At 37.6% G+C, this 17,297-nt stretch carries 14 protein-coding genes; 9 read left to right on the top strand and 5 right to left on the bottom strand.

Annotation, left to right across the window (positions count from 1 at the left end; all coding sequences use genetic code 11):
• Positions 1-2 precede the first annotated feature (2 nt).
• Positions 3-1,031 (top strand): aldo/keto reductase, encoded by a 1,029-nt coding sequence (locus GVK91_RS09590; protein ID WP_159728201.1) that lies wholly within the window; start codon positions 3-5, stop codon positions 1,029-1,031.
• 93 nt (positions 1,032-1,124) lie between these two features.
• Here the strand turns inward: GVK91_RS09590 and GVK91_RS09585 are convergent, their stop codons facing one another.
• Complete coding sequence (locus GVK91_RS09585) at positions 1,125-2,321, bottom strand: ATP-binding protein (RefSeq protein WP_159728199.1); 1,197 nt, start codon at positions 2,319-2,321, stop codon at positions 1,125-1,127.
• A 38-nt stretch (positions 2,322-2,359) separates the two neighbouring features.
• Entirely contained in the window at positions 2,360-2,539 is a 180-nt protein-coding gene (locus GVK91_RS09580; RefSeq protein WP_075993737.1) for a lmo0937 family membrane protein, read from the bottom strand.
• Positions 2,540-2,748: 209 nt separating this feature from the next.
• On the opposite strand from GVK91_RS09580, the gene GVK91_RS09575 reads away from it, so the two are divergent.
• The 3 genes from GVK91_RS09575 to GVK91_RS09565 all read left to right on the top strand — a co-directional run bounded on the left by GVK91_RS09575 (position 2,749) and on the right by GVK91_RS09565 (position 7,556).
• Positions 2,749-3,621 carry an AraC family transcriptional regulator gene (locus GVK91_RS09575; protein ID WP_159728197.1) on the top strand — a complete coding sequence of 291 codons (873 nt, stop codon included), beginning with the start codon at positions 2,749-2,751 and terminating at the stop codon, positions 3,619-3,621.
• A gap of 124 nt (positions 3,622-3,745) precedes the next feature.
• Positions 3,746-4,966 carry a TCR/Tet family MFS transporter gene (locus GVK91_RS09570; RefSeq protein WP_159728195.1) on the top strand — a complete coding sequence of 407 codons (1,221 nt, stop codon included), beginning with the start codon at positions 3,746-3,748 and terminating at the stop codon, positions 4,964-4,966.
• 241 nt (positions 4,967-5,207) lie between these two features.
• On the top strand, positions 5,208-7,556 hold the full coding sequence (locus GVK91_RS09565) for a TonB-dependent receptor (protein WP_159728193.1): 2,349 nt from the start codon (positions 5,208-5,210) through the stop codon (positions 7,554-7,556).
• Positions 7,557-7,636: 80 nt separating this feature from the next.
• On the opposite strand, the gene GVK91_RS09560 is transcribed toward GVK91_RS09565, so the two are convergent.
• Positions 7,637-8,149: an STM3941 family protein gene (locus tag GVK91_RS09560; protein ID WP_159728191.1), complete on the bottom strand. Its 513-nt coding sequence runs from the start codon at positions 8,147-8,149 to the stop codon at positions 7,637-7,639.
• 201 nt (positions 8,150-8,350) lie between these two features.
• Positions 8,351-10,813 carry an outer membrane beta-barrel family protein gene (locus GVK91_RS09555; protein ID WP_159728189.1) on the bottom strand — a complete coding sequence of 821 codons (2,463 nt, stop codon included), beginning with the start codon at positions 10,811-10,813 and terminating at the stop codon, positions 8,351-8,353.
• 280 nt (positions 10,814-11,093) lie between these two features.
• Here GVK91_RS09555 and GVK91_RS09550 point away from each other — a divergent pair, with 280 nt between their 5' ends.
• From GVK91_RS09550 to GVK91_RS09530, 5 genes are all read left to right on the top strand, one after another.
• Positions 11,094-11,735: a MarR family winged helix-turn-helix transcriptional regulator gene (locus GVK91_RS09550; protein ID WP_075993731.1), complete on the top strand. Its 642-nt coding sequence runs from the start codon at positions 11,094-11,096 to the stop codon at positions 11,733-11,735.
• Positions 11,736-11,848: 113 nt separating this feature from the next.
• On the top strand, positions 11,849-13,327 hold the full coding sequence (locus GVK91_RS09545; protein ID WP_159728187.1) for an NAD(P)/FAD-dependent oxidoreductase: 1,479 nt from the start codon (positions 11,849-11,851) through the stop codon (positions 13,325-13,327).
• Positions 13,328-13,331: 4 nt separating this feature from the next.
• Positions 13,332-14,168, top strand: a complete 837-nt coding sequence (locus GVK91_RS09540) for a phytoene/squalene synthase family protein (protein WP_159728185.1) — start codon at positions 13,332-13,334, stop codon at positions 14,166-14,168.
• A 9-nt stretch (positions 14,169-14,177) separates the two neighbouring features.
• Positions 14,178-14,636 carry a sterol desaturase family protein gene (locus GVK91_RS09535; protein WP_159728183.1) on the top strand — a complete coding sequence of 153 codons (459 nt, stop codon included), beginning with the start codon at positions 14,178-14,180 and terminating at the stop codon, positions 14,634-14,636.
• Positions 14,633-15,334 (top strand): lycopene cyclase domain-containing protein, encoded by a 702-nt coding sequence (locus tag GVK91_RS09530; RefSeq protein WP_159728181.1) that lies wholly within the window; start codon positions 14,633-14,635, stop codon positions 15,332-15,334. Before GVK91_RS09535 ends, GVK91_RS09530 begins: the two co-directional genes overlap by 4 nt.
• 443 nt (positions 15,335-15,777) lie before the next feature.
• On the opposite strand, the gene GVK91_RS09525 is transcribed toward GVK91_RS09530, so the two are convergent.
• Complete coding sequence (locus GVK91_RS09525; RefSeq protein ID WP_159728179.1) at positions 15,778-17,289, bottom strand: SusD/RagB family nutrient-binding outer membrane lipoprotein; 1,512 nt, start codon at positions 17,287-17,289, stop codon at positions 15,778-15,780.
• Positions 17,290-17,297: the final 8 nt, after the last annotated feature.

Raw genomic sequence — 17,297 nt, 5'->3', positions numbered from 1 at the left:
AGATGGTAACAGCCGAAAATTTAATACAAAAGAAAAAAATCCGTCCCGCCAACAAAGCTGGATTTGGCGGAGTGGCATTGGGAAATGGATTTCAGCACAACTCAGATGTCGAATGCTTAAAGGCAGTCGAAGCCGCCTGGAATGCAGGGATAAGATTGTTTGACACCTCGCCATGGTATGGTTTGGGTATCAGTGAACGTAGGATGGGCTTATTTTTAAAAGATCAGCCTCGAGAAAGTTTTACGCTGTCAACAAAAGTAGGCCGATTAATGTTGCCGCAGGAGGATTTTAAAATGGAACAATCGTTATGGAAAGGAAAATTAAACTTTGCTTACCAATATGATTATAGTGCTGCAGGAGTGAGAAGAAGTATTGAAGATAGTCTGCAGCGCTTGGGATTATCTTCCATTGATATGGTATTTATTCATGACCTTTCACCTGACAATGGAGATATGAAAGACAGCTATACACATTATTTTGAGCAAGCTATTCATGGAGCAATGCCCGAATTGACTAAGATGCGAGAAGAGGGAGTTATTAAAGGTTGGGGACTGGGAGTTAATACCGTTGCGCCTATCTTACAGACATTGGAAGTTGCCGATCCAGATATTTTTCTTTCGGCCTGCCAGTATTCATTGATAAAACATGACGATGAACTGAATCAGGTTTTCCCGAAAGTTGCTGAAAGAGATATTTCCATTATTGTAGGAGCTCCATTATGTGCTGGATTTTTATCGGGTAAAGATCGTTATCTCTATGACGGGAAGTTTCCTGCCGGTGTTAAAGAAAAGCTAAATGCTTTGCAACAGGTAGCGAAAAATCACGCTGTAGATCTTCGTACAGCAGCATTGCAATTTGCAGCCGCTCCCGACGCAGTGTCTGGTGTTATACCCGGAGCACATACCGCTGAACAGGCTGTGCAAAATGCACATTCCTTTGAGGCAAAGATTCCCGCCGACTTTTGGAAAGAGTTGAAACATGATAAACTTATTGAAGAACACGCACCGGTACCCAATCTCCAACATAACTGATAAGACTAAGGGTGTGATTAGCGCACCCTTTTTCTGTTGAATAAAGTATCTCGGCGAAAACTAATTCTCGCTGAAATCATTGTCTATACTTTATTATTGAACAACTGTAGTTGAATTTATGGGGATCATCAGGTTAAAAGTAATTTTATTGTCCTTTAAATTTACGACTATTTTTCCCTTATGAATTTTTACTATTTCACTCACAATAAATAATCCTAATCCGAGCCCATTACTATTGACTCCTTTTACGAAAGGCTTAAATAGATCTGTAAGATCTGAATATTGCGGATAGGCGACTTCATTTGTAACACTAAAAATGAAATTTTCTTTTTGAATGCATGCATTTATTTCGATATTTTCATGAGGATTACCATGTTTTATAGCATTTCCAATTAAATTAGCGAAAGCCCGCCCCATTTTCTGATGATCACAGGGTATATCAACTGGAAGGTTGATGTTGGCGATTAGTGCTCTATTGTGTAATACTTCAAATTCCGATAAGATTTGCTTAATCAATGAATCCATGCGGTAATGATCATTAATTCTAATTAGCCTGTCTTGAAGACGGATACTACTGAAATCTAAAATATCATCTATCACACCTTTTACCCGTGATGAAGCCTCCTCTATTTTCTTTATTAAGTTTTTTTGGCTTTCATCTTTAATGTTTGCGCCAAGATATTGTGATATCACTTTTACGATGCTGACGGGATTATTTAAGTCATGGGCCAAAGACGATAAAACGAGTTCTCTGTTTTTGGAATAACTAAGTTCCTGTTCTAATTTTCTTCTCGTATTTCTATGTTCAATTGCAGTTTTAAAATCTATTGCAATCAAATCACTACAAACAGGGAGCAACGTCTCCAATTTAATCGGATCGAAGTGTACGGGTTCCGCATTCATGAAACTCAAGTGTCCAACAATAGAATTATTTTTGTTAATAATCGGATAAGAGATATAGCTTTTTAAACCGAATTCATGAAGAACTTGTGTCCATTCGTCTACAGAACACTGCTCGCTATCGTCAATGTAAATAGGTGAGAGACCTTTCCTTATTTCCTGATATATTTTAACGTAGTTTTCACTGTTTTTATTGACGATCTTCTGAGAATGATAGTCATAAACGCACCAATTCCCCCATTTCCGGCCATCTTTCCTGCGTATCATGCCATACCTCATTTTCGTGTGGCCACATAAAGCCTCCAAAATTCTTTGACAGGAGTCGAAGTCGCTCTTCTTCGTATGCCTATCGTACCATTGATTTTGATTTAATTGGTTTGGGATTATCATTTTTACTGCCGGTCTATTTGTTTACTAATAGCTTTGACTTACTGTTGAGGTTGGTGCACTTTAGAATTACTAATACCCTTTATTGCGCGAAATATAAATGCTATAGCTGCAATAATTAAAAGAATATGAATAAAATCTTCTGTTATGAATCCGCCCACAAAAGTAACCGCCCAAACAATCATTACGCTAATAGCTACCGAATATAATAGGTCTTCCATATAATATTATTCTTTATTGAAGAACAATATCTAAATAGAATCGTTTCATAATTTTGTAACTTGATAAGAAAACTTACAAAAAAAAGCCGTTTTACATTAGTATAACGGCTTTTTTTTAATTTCTACGACTTAGGACGTTGATTCCCTTGGGAAAATGGTAAAAGTGATGAAAAACACATGTTATGCTGTTTTTTTAACGACATTTGAACATGGCTCTATTAATAACTTTGGATAATGTCTATCAATTGTATAATCTTGACCTTTCAAAAAAGACGGAAGGCATAGTTATTCTTAATCAACGACATGGCCCTGGGAAGAATTATACAAGTCATAGCCGCATATTTGATGGATTATTATTAGGTTTTATGGTACAGGGATCTATGAAGTCCCAAATCCATTTCTTAGAATATGAAGTAAACAAAGGGGACATTGCTATTTTGCAGCCACAAGTGATGATCGACACAAAATCATTGAGTGAAGATGCCGAAATCATAACAATCGGTCTTTCATTGGATTTCATTACAGAATTTCCTGTTCTACGGGAGTTTGTAATGAACAATCAAATAAGATGGCAGCCAATTATTAGACTTCAATCGGAAGAAATTAAACTCCAAAATGAATTATTGACCCTTATACAAAACTTCTACCATAAAAAAGCAAGTCCCAATAAGACACAAATGCTACGGCATCTCGTCATGGTGCTAGTTAGTATGATTTCTGAAGTCTATTCTAAATTACCAAATAACAAAAATTTGGTAAAAAGCCGTACGCATGAGATTATCGATGAATTTTATCTGCTTGTTTCAAAGTATGCCGGGCAACAAAGAAGTGTTGTATTTTATGCTGAAAAACTACATTTAACACCTCAATATCTTTCAACTTTCCTCAAACAGAAAACTGGAAGATCGGCATTACAATGGATTGATCATATCACAATTCTACATGCTAAAACATTATTAAAATCTTCTAATTTATCAATCAAAGAAATCAGTAATGAACTTCATTTTGAAGAAACAAGCGTCTTTTGCAGATACTTCAAACGAATTGTTGGTTTGTCACCAACAACTTATCGAAACGAGTGATAGATGGTATTCGTTTAACTATCGAAGGCATTTATAGATTTTCAAGTAGAATTAGCTTTCAAATGGTACGTAAACACCATTAAATTGTCAATAGCTCCTTTTCTCGTCTGTTTAATTTTACAGCATGAAAAATACAGGAAAAAAAGCAGCTATCGGGTTTATATTTATTACCCTGTTGATTGATATTACAGGTTGGGGCATTATACTTCCAGTTGTTCCTAAACTCATTGCAGAACTTATTCATGGAGACCTTAGCGAAGCAGCAAAATATGGAGGATGGCTCGGCTTTGCATATGCTATTACGCAATTTATATGTGCGCCTATAGTGGGCAATCTCAGTGATAAATATGGTAGACGCCCAATTATCTTAATTTCTCTTTTTGGATTTGCCATCGACTATATATTATTAGCATTGGCGCCATCTATCAGTTGGCTCTTTTTGGGAAGAATCATTGCTGGGCTAATTGGGGCTAGTATTTCAACCGCTAGTGCATACATCGCTGATATATCCACGGATGAAGATAGAACCAAAAATTTTGGTTTAATAGGCGCAGCTTTTGGCTTGGGGTTTATCTTGGGCCCGATAATCGGTGGTTTACTTGGATATTACGGAGCTCGAGTACCCTTTTATGCCGCCGCTTTATTATGCCTAGTGAATTTTCTTTATGGGCTGTTTTTTCTGCCGGAAAGTTTAGATAAGGATAAACGACGACCATTTGATTGGAAACGTGCGAATCCCATTGGAACATTTAATTTTCTGAAAAAACAATCGAAAATAGCGCGCCTTGTTGTTGCCTTGATTTTGGTCTATATCGCTCTTCACGCCGTGCAGAGTAATTGGCATTTCTTTACCATGTATAAGTTTAGTTGGACAGAACGGACGGTTGGCTTATCACTTGGGTTGCTTGGATTATTGCTTGGATTAGTACAAGGGTTTCTAATAAGATGGGTAAACCCTAAATTAGGCGAAGAGAAAAGTGTATATTTTGGATTACTCTTTTATGCGATCGGTCTTATGCTATTCGCATTCGCTAGTGAAGGATGGATGATGTTTGTTTTCCTTATCCCATATTCTTTAGGCGGAATCTGTGGACCCGCACTGCAATCCATTATTAGCAAGAGTATTCCTTCAAATGAACAAGGTGAACTTCAGGGAGCGTTGGCAAGTTTGGTAAGTGCAACATCTATTATTGGACCTCCTGTAATGACAAACTCATTCTACTATTTTACACAGGATAAAGCGCTATTTCAATTTTCGGGAGTGCCATTTTTTCTGGGATCCATTTTAATTTGTATGAGTGGAATCATTATATATTTTGTTTTTCAACGAAATAATAACCATTAAGAAATGGAGATAACGCCTGCCAGTTGTAATGAGAAATTGTTACTTGTGTCGATAATGGGCTCATATTCTAAATTTTTAGCTTTAAGTATTTCCTAACTTTACTATATTTGCCATTAATAATAATTAGTCTAAATAGTAATTATATCTTTTTCAGAACAGGCTTTCCCAGGTAGAAAGGTTTGGAAATAGACAGATATCAATATGCGGACAGGGCGAGTGATTTTTTAAATACCTTCAACACGTGAAAACAACAACAAGATCTTGGTTTATTACCCAAAAAACAACATTGGCGAGCAGTCTATTGGTTTTAAGTTTTTCCATAATTCCAGCAATAAGTTTTTCAAGGGAAAGACCGATTGCTGTTAAGAAAAATGGTAATGATCAAGAATCGGGGTCAATTAAGGGCAAGGTGAAAAATTCAGAAGGGAAAGGTTTGTCCAATGTGTATATCAATATTGACGGGATAAATAGCGCCAAGACTGATAATGAAGGGAATTTTATTTTTTCAAAGATTCCTAAAGGAATTCACTCCATGACTATAAAGCATATTGGTTTTCAAGAAATCAAATCGCAGATCGCACTGGAAAGGGAAACCCTGGAGCTCCCAGACTTTGTCATGGAGCAAATAAGTAATCACTTGAATGAAGTTGTCGTAACGGCGAGCCGACTGGCTGAAAGTATTGACGAAGTGCCATCATCAATTACCTATATCGGAGGTAAGACCTTAGAAGATCAACGTCTGATAAATGACAACCTACCCAATATTTTAATGCAGAAAGTGCCAAGTATCTCTCCCAGTGAGGAAAGCCAAAACAATTTTATTGCTAAAATACGTGGTCGGAATTTTTTGGTACTTATTGATGGAATTCCTCAATCTACTCCTTTAAGAAATGGCGGAAGAGATATGAAGACGATAGACGCTAGCGCAATTGACCATATTGAGGTCATCAATGGTGCTTCTGCAATGTATGGAAATGGCGCCGCAGGTGGTATAATTAATTACATAACAAAGAAGCCGAAGACAGACAGGAGTTTTCATTCTTCAACCTCTTTAAATAATTCTCTAAGCTTGGTCAGACCAGATGAAACATATGGGTATAATTTGGCACAAGTATTTTCTGGATCGAAAGACAAGTTTGATTATGTTGTGCAAGGAAAGATTGCGCGAACAGGTGTCGTACGTAGCTCCGATGGTACCATTGTAAGTCCATTTTATGGCCTGGGCGAGACAAAAAGTTATAATGCCTTAGCGAAGATTGGTTATCAGATTAACGATAATCATCGTGTTGAACTTATGGGGAACTATTATAGAAGTGTTCAGGATAGTAAATATGTCGGTACTAAGGGGGAGTTTGGCAGTAAACCTGCTATAGGGATACCTTCAGATACAGTGATTAACGGTGGGACACCTTACAATAAAGCTTTTCATGTAAAGTATGATGGTAACTTTGGTAGAACCTCAGCAAATATGAGTCTGTATTATGAAGATATGAACACGGTATTTGAAAGCTACAACCAAACATATTCTGATCATAAGGGAGCCAGACTAAATTTTAGTACGCCCTTTGATCTATCCAACAGCAATAAGGTAACTTTAATTTATGGAGTAGATCTTTTAAAGGATCACACGGTTCAAAAAACGTTGGACGATGGATTAGTGACACCCGACATGAATATGAAAAGTGGCGCCCTATACCTTCAAAGTAAGTTTAACCTGGCTGAATATTGGATCTTAAAAGGTGGTGTGCGATACGAAAACTTGGATTTCAAGGTAGGAGATCTAACAAAAGCAGGGAAAGTCACTCCTGGAGATAAGAGCAACTCAAACGCATTTGTATTCAATTTGGCGGGAAGGTATAATAAATTAAAATACCTGCAGCCCTTTGTATCATTTTCACAAGGGTATTCTATCGGCGATGTGGGACTTGTATTACGGAATGGAGTACCTTTGAGTCAAATTGATCCGAAGCCTGTAGTTGTCAATAATTTTGAGTTGGGGCTAAATGGAACCTATGCTATGTTAAGTTACCAATTGACAGGGTACTATAGCTCTTCCAAAAAGGGTAGTACTTTCGCAGAAACTTCAACGCCAGGTAATTATGAACTGATTCAAGTGCCTCAACGTATTTATGGTTTGGAATTTGTAGTCGATGTAACCCCTGTTGAATGGTTGAAGTTTGGTACTATACTCGGGTATATGGATGGTAGGCAAGATTTGAAAAATGAGGGAAAATACAAGGATAAATTGGATAATTCCATTATTTCACCTTTTAAAGTAAATATCAATGCAGATTTCAAATTGACAGATCGGTGGAATGTCTATCTGCAGTATTTACATTTGGGGAAACGCGATGTGTTTCAACCTTCTGAATATAATTATGGCAAATATCCGATTTCGGGCTATGGTCTGATGGATTTCCAAACACGCTACAAATTAAAGAATCTGGCGTTCATTTTTTCAGTTAATAATATCCTTAATAATGATTACTTTCCACTGCACGCGGAGGTGAGGGGAGCTACAAATGAAGGCCGTTATTATGTAAAAGGAAGTGGAACAATAGCGAATTTAGGTATTCAACTGGATTTGTAATACAACAATTTGATACGATTAATAGAAACAAGCCCCTGTAAGATTTTATAGGGGCTTGTTTATGGCGAGTCTTTTCCCTCTTATTGTCCCTTATACCGCTCATAATACTCTTCTATCAATTTTTTGAGTGTATTGAAATTAAGCGACAGTTGATCTGCCGAAACGGCTATTCCATTTTCGAGTACATGTTGTTGTACTTGTGGAGAGAACTGCTGCATATAATTTTCGGGATGGTGTAGCTTCAAAAAAACAAAATGGACGCCATGGGCCATTCCTGTCGAGACAGATTGAATAGCAGTCCATTTTACAGTCCCAGCCTTTATTCCTACTGGCGTACCATTATATCGAATGCCATTTGCGTTCAATATTAGGCCAGTCCGATCTTTAACAAATAGACTTTTTACTCCGCCAATTAGACAATAACATCCTAAGCCCCCTAAGGTCAACATCAATGCTCCAGGGAAAATTCTTATTTTTTCAGCGACAAAGAAAATATAGTAAGCAAATGCCAAAGCCGCTATCGTCAACAGCAAGCCAAATAGCGCTAATTTCAGACGTTTTTTGTTATCGAATTCTATGATAGTCTCATTCATAATTAACGTTCTCTTTCACATGTTTATCGGACTAAGTTAAAACAACGCTTTTCAAATTTTCATGCGAATTTCAATTCGTATGGATTCGTTTTAAATTCGCAGTATTTTGAGGTCTATCTGTATTTAAGCTATTTTCTAAATTCAATTATATCCAGCGCTATGCTTCCCCGAATCATCTTTGACGATTAACGTATTGATGGGTTAATCTATCCTCGAATCTTTTTCCAGCTTTTTGGTCTGTTTTGCTGAGAAGGTTTTTCCGAAATTGTAACTGAAACTCAATTTTGCATAGCGTGACTTCAATTTATTCACTGTTTCAATGCTAATCACATTGCCTAAAATGGAAATAGGTGCTTTTTGTAAGTTGAAAATATCCTCAATCGTCAGGGATATGTTTAACTTGTCCCGAAGCACTTTTTGTTGTAAACCCGTCGTGATATATCCTGTTGCCCCATATTGCATTTGAAAACTATTTCTTTTCGAAGCATAAAAGCCGAATATTTGAACAGTAGTCTTTGGCAGAATATTAATAAAGGTGTTGATCGACCCACTAAAGTTGACAATACCAGGTAACAAAATATCTTCTGTATTATTCGATCTGAAAGTAGGTCGTTGGGCCGATAAATATGTACTGACATTCACGCTGCTTCCAAATTTGTTTTGCGACATGACATAACCTCCAATTTGGTTTAGATTATAATCATTATAATAGTTAAACTCCGGGCTTCCAACCTCCTCATTATATCTTGAGATATAGGTAAACATATTCTTCGAGGAGTTTCCATATAAAGAAAAGATCAGTGAGTGGTTGGTATTCCACTTATGTGAATATTGCAGATCTAGTCTATTTGCAAAATATGGCTTCAACTGTGTGTTACCGTTGGTAAAATAGATGGGATTATTGGTCACCGCAAATGGATTGAGCATGTTATAACCTGGTCGTTCGATTCTTCTGTTCCCCGATAAAGTAATGCTGTTTTTAAGGTCCTCGAAATCATATCGTACATTAAAGTTGGGAAATAGATTAAGATAGTTGTTTTTAATCTGTTCGTCAGTTGAAAGGGATCGTAATGTATAATCGAATGATTCTAGTCGCAAGCCTACATCGAAGGAGAAGTGTTTATATTTACCACTCAGAGAAGAATAAGCAGCAAGTATATTTTCGTTATATTGAACCTTATCTTCAATATTTGCTTCTCCTCCGACGATATTTCCATCTGTGGTCAGATTCTTAAAGAAGCTTTCTGTATTTGCACTGGCATATTTTACACCAAATTTTAGATCTATACTCCTTCCAATGTTAGTTTTGTAATCTGTATTGAAGGTCCAGATTTCATATGGTCTCTTAATAATAAAATTTCTGCTATCATTTTCTGAGGAATTTATTTCCGTGTTAGAAAAATCTAATGCCTTTCTCCAGAATGAAGTGTTATTCTCATTCGAGTATTTCGAGTAATTCAGGCCGATTGAAAGCTTGCTTTTCTTTTTAAAATCTTTGTCGTAGATCAAATCGACGATATGGAAATTATTGTCTAGAAACATGAAGTCCTGCTGTTTAAGCTGCCTTTGAAATTCATCTTTCCGATTATAGATCGTGGCATCTCGTTCATTTGGAAATTTACCATAAAAGCTGGCGTACCAATAATTAAAAGAGAGCGTACTTGTTGAATCAATATTATAAAGTGTATTGATTTTGATGGAATGTGTCCTTTGGTATCTTTCACTAACCTGTTCTTGTCTATAGAGATAACTAGAATCAGGTAAGAAATAGTTTTTTATAAGATCGTTTCGTTTATGCATATTTTCACCATATGAAAAATTATAACCCAATGAAATTTCAAACTTACTTTTTTTTAGATTTAAATTAAGCGATTGGTCCGTTCCCCAAAGGGTAGAAACACTTGTACTTGCCGACCCAAAGAAGCCCAAATTGGAATTTTTCTTAAGTCTGATATCTAACACACCTCCGTCTCCTGCGGAATCATATGCTGCGCCTGGACTGGTAAGCACATTAACAGACAAGACCTCGTTGCTCGGTAGAGATTTCAGGTAGTTCAATAAATCCTGACCACCCAAATTGACTTTTCGACCATTTATCAATACAGTAGCTCCCTTTCCGAGCAATTGCAATTTGCCTTCCATTTCATCAACAGTTAATCCCGGTACCTGCTTGAGCAGTTCTGCTATATTTGTACTATTGCCTAATATATTGTTTTCAGCATTAAATCTATACCCACCGGTAATTAGCTCCAAGGTAGGTCTCTTAGAAGAAACCGCAACCTCCTCAAGTTTATTGTCAATCTTATGAAGCCTTATAGTACCGATATCTATATTGCTCCCGCTCGGCGTTTCGATTCTTTTTATCTGAGGCTGAAAGCCAAGGTGGTTGATTTTTAGGTAAAATGAGCGCTGACTATAGGTTAATTGGAAGTCTCCGCTTTCATTTGTCACCACTGTTTTGACAGGGGTGCTGCTACTTTGATGATCCATCAGGTATATTGAAACTAAATGAACGGGTTCTTTTGTAAGCGAATCGACTACTTTGCCTGTAACAGTAAAGGTTGAATCGATGCGCGAAAGGATAATCCTATTAGATGAACCATGAGCTATGGCGAAAAGAAGCAGGCATGGGAAGACTAGGGCAATTTTTTTTATGACTTTCATGTAATTAAGGTTCTTGTGCAAAGTTTGATGACCATTGTTTGCAGTTAGTGACTATAGGTTAGTCGAGCTCAGGAAAAAAATGTTGCACGATTATTAATAAAAGCGATTACCAATTGGCACAAAAGTCTTTTTATAAGTAAAAGCAAGTCTCTACCCGATATGAGTTGCAGTTGGTCAAAATCAAGAGTAGATAAGATTTATAGTCTATATTTATTCTAAAAAAAATCTTTATTAAAAAAATCAAAACAAATATAGTATATTTATGTTCTAAATAAAGTGTATGAAATATCAACTTTTAAAAGAAATCATTGTATTAGTAGAGGAATTTGAACAGGAAAACGTAGATGGAATCTACAGTACCGACGCGGATGGATTTAAACGTTGGGTAGTGGCAAAAGAAACCGATGTTCTGGTCGAACCCGAATGGGACGGTAAGGAAAATGGGCGTAGTCCAGAGAGTGTGATCAGCACATTAATAGTGCATATGAATAGGTTTGCAAAAAGTTATTCAAAGGCAGCTATTTGGGAATCTGATTTTTCTACACAAGAAGAGTTTATATACCTTATAACCTTAAGGTCGTTTGGCGAGATGACAAAAATGGAATTGATCAGGCGGAATATTCATGAAAAGCCAGCCGGCATGGCGATTATAAATCGTTTGATCAAACAAGGATGGATCGGTCAGCAAGATTCAGAGCAAGACCGACGAAGTAAGGTGCTTTATATCACAGAAAATGGCTTATCGGCGCTGGATCGACAAATGGGGAAAATACGTCATGCTACCCAGATTGTTTCAGGTGATTTGACCTACAGTGAAAAAATAACACTGATAAGTCTATTGGATAAATTGAGCAAATTTCATCAATTAATCTATGATAGAAATATTGCACCTGAAAAATTGCTGGAACAAGTGAAGTTATAGTCCATACTGCGGTGCGATGGAAATAATATAAGAACTACAATGTGTACATTACCATATTGCAGTGTCAGTAAATCTATTGGGGGTATTACTCAAGTTCAGCTAAAAAAACAGAAATGAAAAAGAAGGTAGCAGTTATTGGTGCAGGTTTTTCGGGTCTTTCAGCGGCGGCCTATCTTGCGCAGGCAGGATACGATGTGCATGTTTTTGAGAAACATACGCAGCCCGGTGGAAGAGCGAGGCAGTTTAGTACGAGAGAAGGGTTTAAATTTGATATGGGACCAAGCTGGTACTGGATGCCTGATATTATTGAGTCCTTTTTTTCGGATTTTGGGTGTTGTACTGCTGATTTTTTTGAACTTGTATCACTCAATCCACAATTTGAAATGATATTTAACTCTGGACAGATTCGTGTACCTGAATCCTATCAGGAGTTAAAACAATTATTTGAACAGATCGAACCTGGGGCTGGTATGCAGTTGGATCGATTTATGGAAGCTGCAAAATTTAAGTATGAAGTCGGCATGCGGGATTTTGTGAATAAACCCTGTCACAATTGGGGCGAATTTCTCTCTCCAAAAATTGCACTTAGTGCTTTTAAGCTAGATTTACTTTCTAATTTTAGATCCTACGTTTCCAAATACTTTAAGGACCAAAGATTGCGGACATTGATGGAATTTCCGGTTATATTTTTGGGCGCTTCACCCAAGGATATTCCGGCATTATATAGCCTGATGAACTACGGCGGTTACGCACTTGGAACTCATTATCCGAAAGGAGGCTTTTTTCAGTTAGTACTGGCGATGCAACAAGTAGCGGAGAGACAAGGAGTCACTTTTCATTTTGATCATAATGTTGATGGGTTCAAGATTGAAAAGAATAAGATCACTTCTGTAGTTGTTAATGGTGTGAATCATCCATTTGATCTCGTGGTTGCATCGGCCGATTATCACCATATCGAAACACTACTTGCCAAGGAGTTGAGAAACTACGATGACGATTATTGGAAGAGCAGGACCTTTGCTCCCTCAAGTTTGATCTATTACCTAGGTATGAAATCGTCCATTCCAAATCTAACGCATCACACACTGTTCTTTGAGCATCCCTTGGATGATCATATCGACTGTATCTATGGTGAAAAAAAATGGCCTCAAAATCCGCTGTTCTATGTATGTTGTCCATCCAAAACGGATCCTCATGTTGCTCCTGCAGACAGTGAGAATCTCTTCTTATTAATGCCCTTGGCGACCGCTATCTCGGACGATGATGAAACACGTGAAAAATACCTAATTAAGATGTTAAAGCGTTTGGAAAAGCATACCGGTACAAAAAACCTATATGAACAGATTGCATACAAGAGAAGTTACTGTGTAAGCGACTTTATCAGCGATTATAATGCTTACGCTGGAAATGCTTATGGACTTGCAAATACATTGAAACAGACAGCGGTATGGAAACCCAAGATCAGAAATAAGAAAGTCCATAATCTTTTTTATTCAGGTCAGCTAACGGTTCCTGGTCCCGGTGTGCCTCCATCCATTTTATCAGGGAAAATTGTTGCCAAAGAAGCCATTGAATTATATCGTAAAACATAAGACCATGAAAAAGCTATTTGATGAACTCGCTTATGAAGTAAGCAAAAAAACAACTGAAAAATATAGTACAAGTTTCTCGCTCGGTATTTTGGCACTCAAGCCCAGCATTAGGGCTAGTATTTATGCGATTTATGGCTATGTACGATTGGCTGATGAAATCGTGGACAGTTTTCATGGATATGATAAGAAGCGACTGTTGGCGCGGTTATATCTCGAGACAAACTGTGCGCTAGAGGAAGGTATCTCATTAAATCCGATATTACAATCTTTTCAGGAGACGGTACATAAGTATGCGATTGACATCGAGCTAATCCGTCAATTTCTACACAGCATGGAAATGGACCTGAATAAAGTCGACTATAATTCTGAACGCTATAAAGAATATATTTATGGTTCGGCGGAAGTGGTGGGATTGATGTGTTTACAGGTTTTTACGGAAGGTAATAGACAGCGCTATGAGGAGTTAAAACCTTACGCCATGAAACTGGGCTCTGCATTCCAGAAAATAAACTTCTTGCGGGATCTTAAAGACGACTACCATGTTCTTGGTCGCACCTATTTTCCGAATCTGGATATGGCAGTCTTCGATAATGCACTCAAAAGCCAGATTGAGGATGAGATACACAGCGAATTTAAGGAAGCGCTTTTGGGAATTAAAAAATTGCCTGCATCGGCAAAATTTGGCGTCTATCTAGCTTACAAGTATTACCTTTCACTGTTTGCAAAGATTCGAAAAAAATCCTCAAAGGAAATTTTGGAAAGCAGAGTTAGGATACCAAATGTACAAAAAGCCTATGTTGCTTTCAAAAGTTATCTGCGTTACAAAGCTGCTTACTTATAATATAGAGCTATGAATTTTATTACAGTATTGATCACTTTTATCGCTATGGAGGGCGCAACCTGGCTTATCCATAAGTACATTATGCACGGCTTTCTCTGGATATTACATCGCGATCACCACGATCATAGCAATTCGGGTTTTTTGGAAAAGAATGATTACTTTTTTATCATTTTTGCTCTTCCCACCATCGCATTGATGTATTTCGGTTCGTTAAGGGATTACAATTATCTGTTTTACGTCGGATTAGGGATTATGCTCTATGGTATGGCGTATTTCTTTGTGCATGATATATTTATCCATCAACGCTTCAAATGGTTGAGTAAAACAAATAACCGTTACTTTTTGGCGCTTCGTCGTGCCCATAAACAACATCATAAACATTTGGGTAAAGAGGAGGGCGAATGTTTTGGCTTTTTATATGTTCCGATGAAATACTTTAAAATGTATACTAACAATGAAAAAATATGATGCCATATACTTACTCGCTTATCTTATTTTTTACGGTCATAATCTGTTTTGTCGCATCCTTCGACAAGCGGCTTCGATTCGATCGTGAGTTTGTCCCATTTTTAAAGTCAGCGGCACTTGTTGCTGTATTTTTTATCGCTTGGGATGTCTGGTTTACGAGTAAGGGAGTATGGTGGTTTGACACAAGATACACCCTAGGCCTGATTATAGCAGGCTTACCATTGGAAGAATGGTTATTCTTTATCTTCATCCCTTTTTCTTGTATTTTCACCTATTTCTGCATTGATAAATTTTTTAGATTACAATCGCTATCCGCCTTTAATAATATCGTTGTCTTTGTGAGTGTCATTATATGTGCTGTGGTGGCACTTCGATATGCCGACAGAATCTATACAGTTGTTACCGCTACGGTGACTATCTTGACATTAGTGCTTTTTCACTTTGCATTTCGGATACAATGGATTACGCAGGCCTCTGTAGTCTTCACCTTGCTTATGTTGGGTTTTTTACCTGTCAATGGTATACTCACCGGAACAGGTTTGGAGTCTCCGATAGTCAACTACAATCCCATGGAATTTATGGGGATCAGGGTCCTTACGATTCCGGTTGAAGATGCGGTGTACGGATACACCCAGTTTTTGTGGGTTCTTTACTTTTTTAAAAAATTTCAAAGTAAGTCTCATGAATCCAATCAATAAAGAAGAGTTAACCATATATTCATGTGTGAAAATAAGACCGATCATATTTTCCTGTGGATCGACCCAATAATATGTATTGAATGTACCCCCCAGAAAAATGTGCTGACATTAGCGGAGCGGACAAATTTATTTTCTGGCGTCACCAGCCAAGATCCAAGGCCAAAATAAAAGTTAAATTGCTATCCATCGCAAAAGCAGGTAGATCTGTCTCATTATAACTTGTATGTGTATTATAACTGCCTCATTCACTAAATGTAATTGTAAAAAAAATGAGCATTAGATATGGAGAAATCTTGATGATGATTTTGGAAGTCCAGGAGGTGAAAGTGCAATTTGTCATAAAAAGAACGGGGCCCATTCAATGGACCCCGTCTGACAAATAATGCTACCCACAATTGATAACATTAGCTCTCTAATCTAAATTTCTATATTGATAAACAATACTATTTTGTATCCCACCATACCCTTGCCAGCAGGACTCCATTTTCTCCTTGTGCTTGCACGTTGGCGTTGTTGGTATTGATTTCTGTCTCCGGATACATAAAGCGCAATGGATACGCGCCTGAACTTGGCGATGACAGTGAATTTGGTATTGCAGGATAACCCAGACGTCTATAATCGTTCCATGCCTGAATATTGTTGATGTTGTGTAATGCAAGCCATTTCTGGGTTATGATCTGTTGAATTTTATTACTCGCTTCCGAATAAATGACACTTTTCTGGTTCATATAGGATTGCGTATTGTAATTATTTTGATTGAACAGATAATTAAATGAGGCTTGAATTCCCTTTTGGTAGGATTCACTCGCGTTGCCACTAATCCATTTCCGCTCGATGGCCTCTGCTTCTAAAAAAGCAGTTTCCGCTAAGGAAATGAGAACGGTCGACTGGCTAAATGATTTTATAATCCCAGCGGGCTGATTACCATTCTCCAGCGGACCCTTTAAGGCTGAAGTATTAACCGCTGCAAACTCCTCAGCTATGGTGTTATTTCCAAAAAGGACACCTTTGAACTCCCCGCTGACCTGCGTATAGTTTTGTTGTAAGCGCGGGTCGTTATAGGCTTTGTACGTGTTGATCAAAAATTGTGTTGGTCTGATATTGGCATAATTTGCTACTGCCACACCTGCATTGTTCCGATAGAAGGTCTCGTAAAAAGGATTCATCTTTGCTGCAGTGTTGAGATATCCCGGATTGACAGCTGCATTTTCGGAAAGAAATCCTGAACCTTCTTCGATAATTTTGGATATTTCCTGTTTAATATAGGGTTCTTGACTAGCAACTTCCGATTGTTTTAGCAAGGCTCTTAATTTGAGCGTGTTACCAAATTTGGTCCATTTGCTTTTATCGCCTTTGAAAAGAACGTCGTCTGTTGTGGGCAACAGAGAGGCAACCTTGATATCTGCAATACCTTCGGTAATTAGATCAACGGACTTGGCATAAACATCTTTTCCTGATTCATATTTCGGATGCAGGTTAACAGAGCCGTTTAAAGCATCACTGAAGGGAACATTATTGTAAAAGTCAACAAGTGTAAAGAAATGGTGAGCCATCATGATCTTACAGATCCCCGCATAAAATCTTGCATCTTCGACATTGGCCTGATCCAAAATTTCTTTGTAATACAGTAGGTTGTTATAATTGGATTCCCAGACAGGTATGCCGTCTCTTGTATCCCTTATCGCAGGACCATTATAGGTCTTTAATGCCGTAAAAGCACTTACTCCTTCATTTGAAGTTCCCCAATAACCTCCCCACAAACCACCGATCTGATTCAGTTGGACAGATTCATTTACGGCAGATACGACCAAGGCAGCCGGAAGCTTGGCATTTAGGCTTAAATTTTCTTTTATTGGCGCATTCGGATTATCATTTACATCAAGAAAGTCTTTACAGGAGCTCGCTGTAAGTAAAGTAATCGCAAATAAGGCTGATTTTATGATAGTGTATTTCATCTCCGTAG

It is taken from the genome of Sphingobacterium sp. 18053 (assembly GCF_902706145.1).
In the GTDB taxonomy this organism is placed as follows: Bacteria; Bacteroidota; Bacteroidia; order Sphingobacteriales; family Sphingobacteriaceae; genus Sphingobacterium; species Sphingobacterium paramultivorum.
The sequence above is the reverse complement of the archived record's forward strand: the minus strand, read 5'-3'. Positions and strand labels throughout refer to the sequence as shown.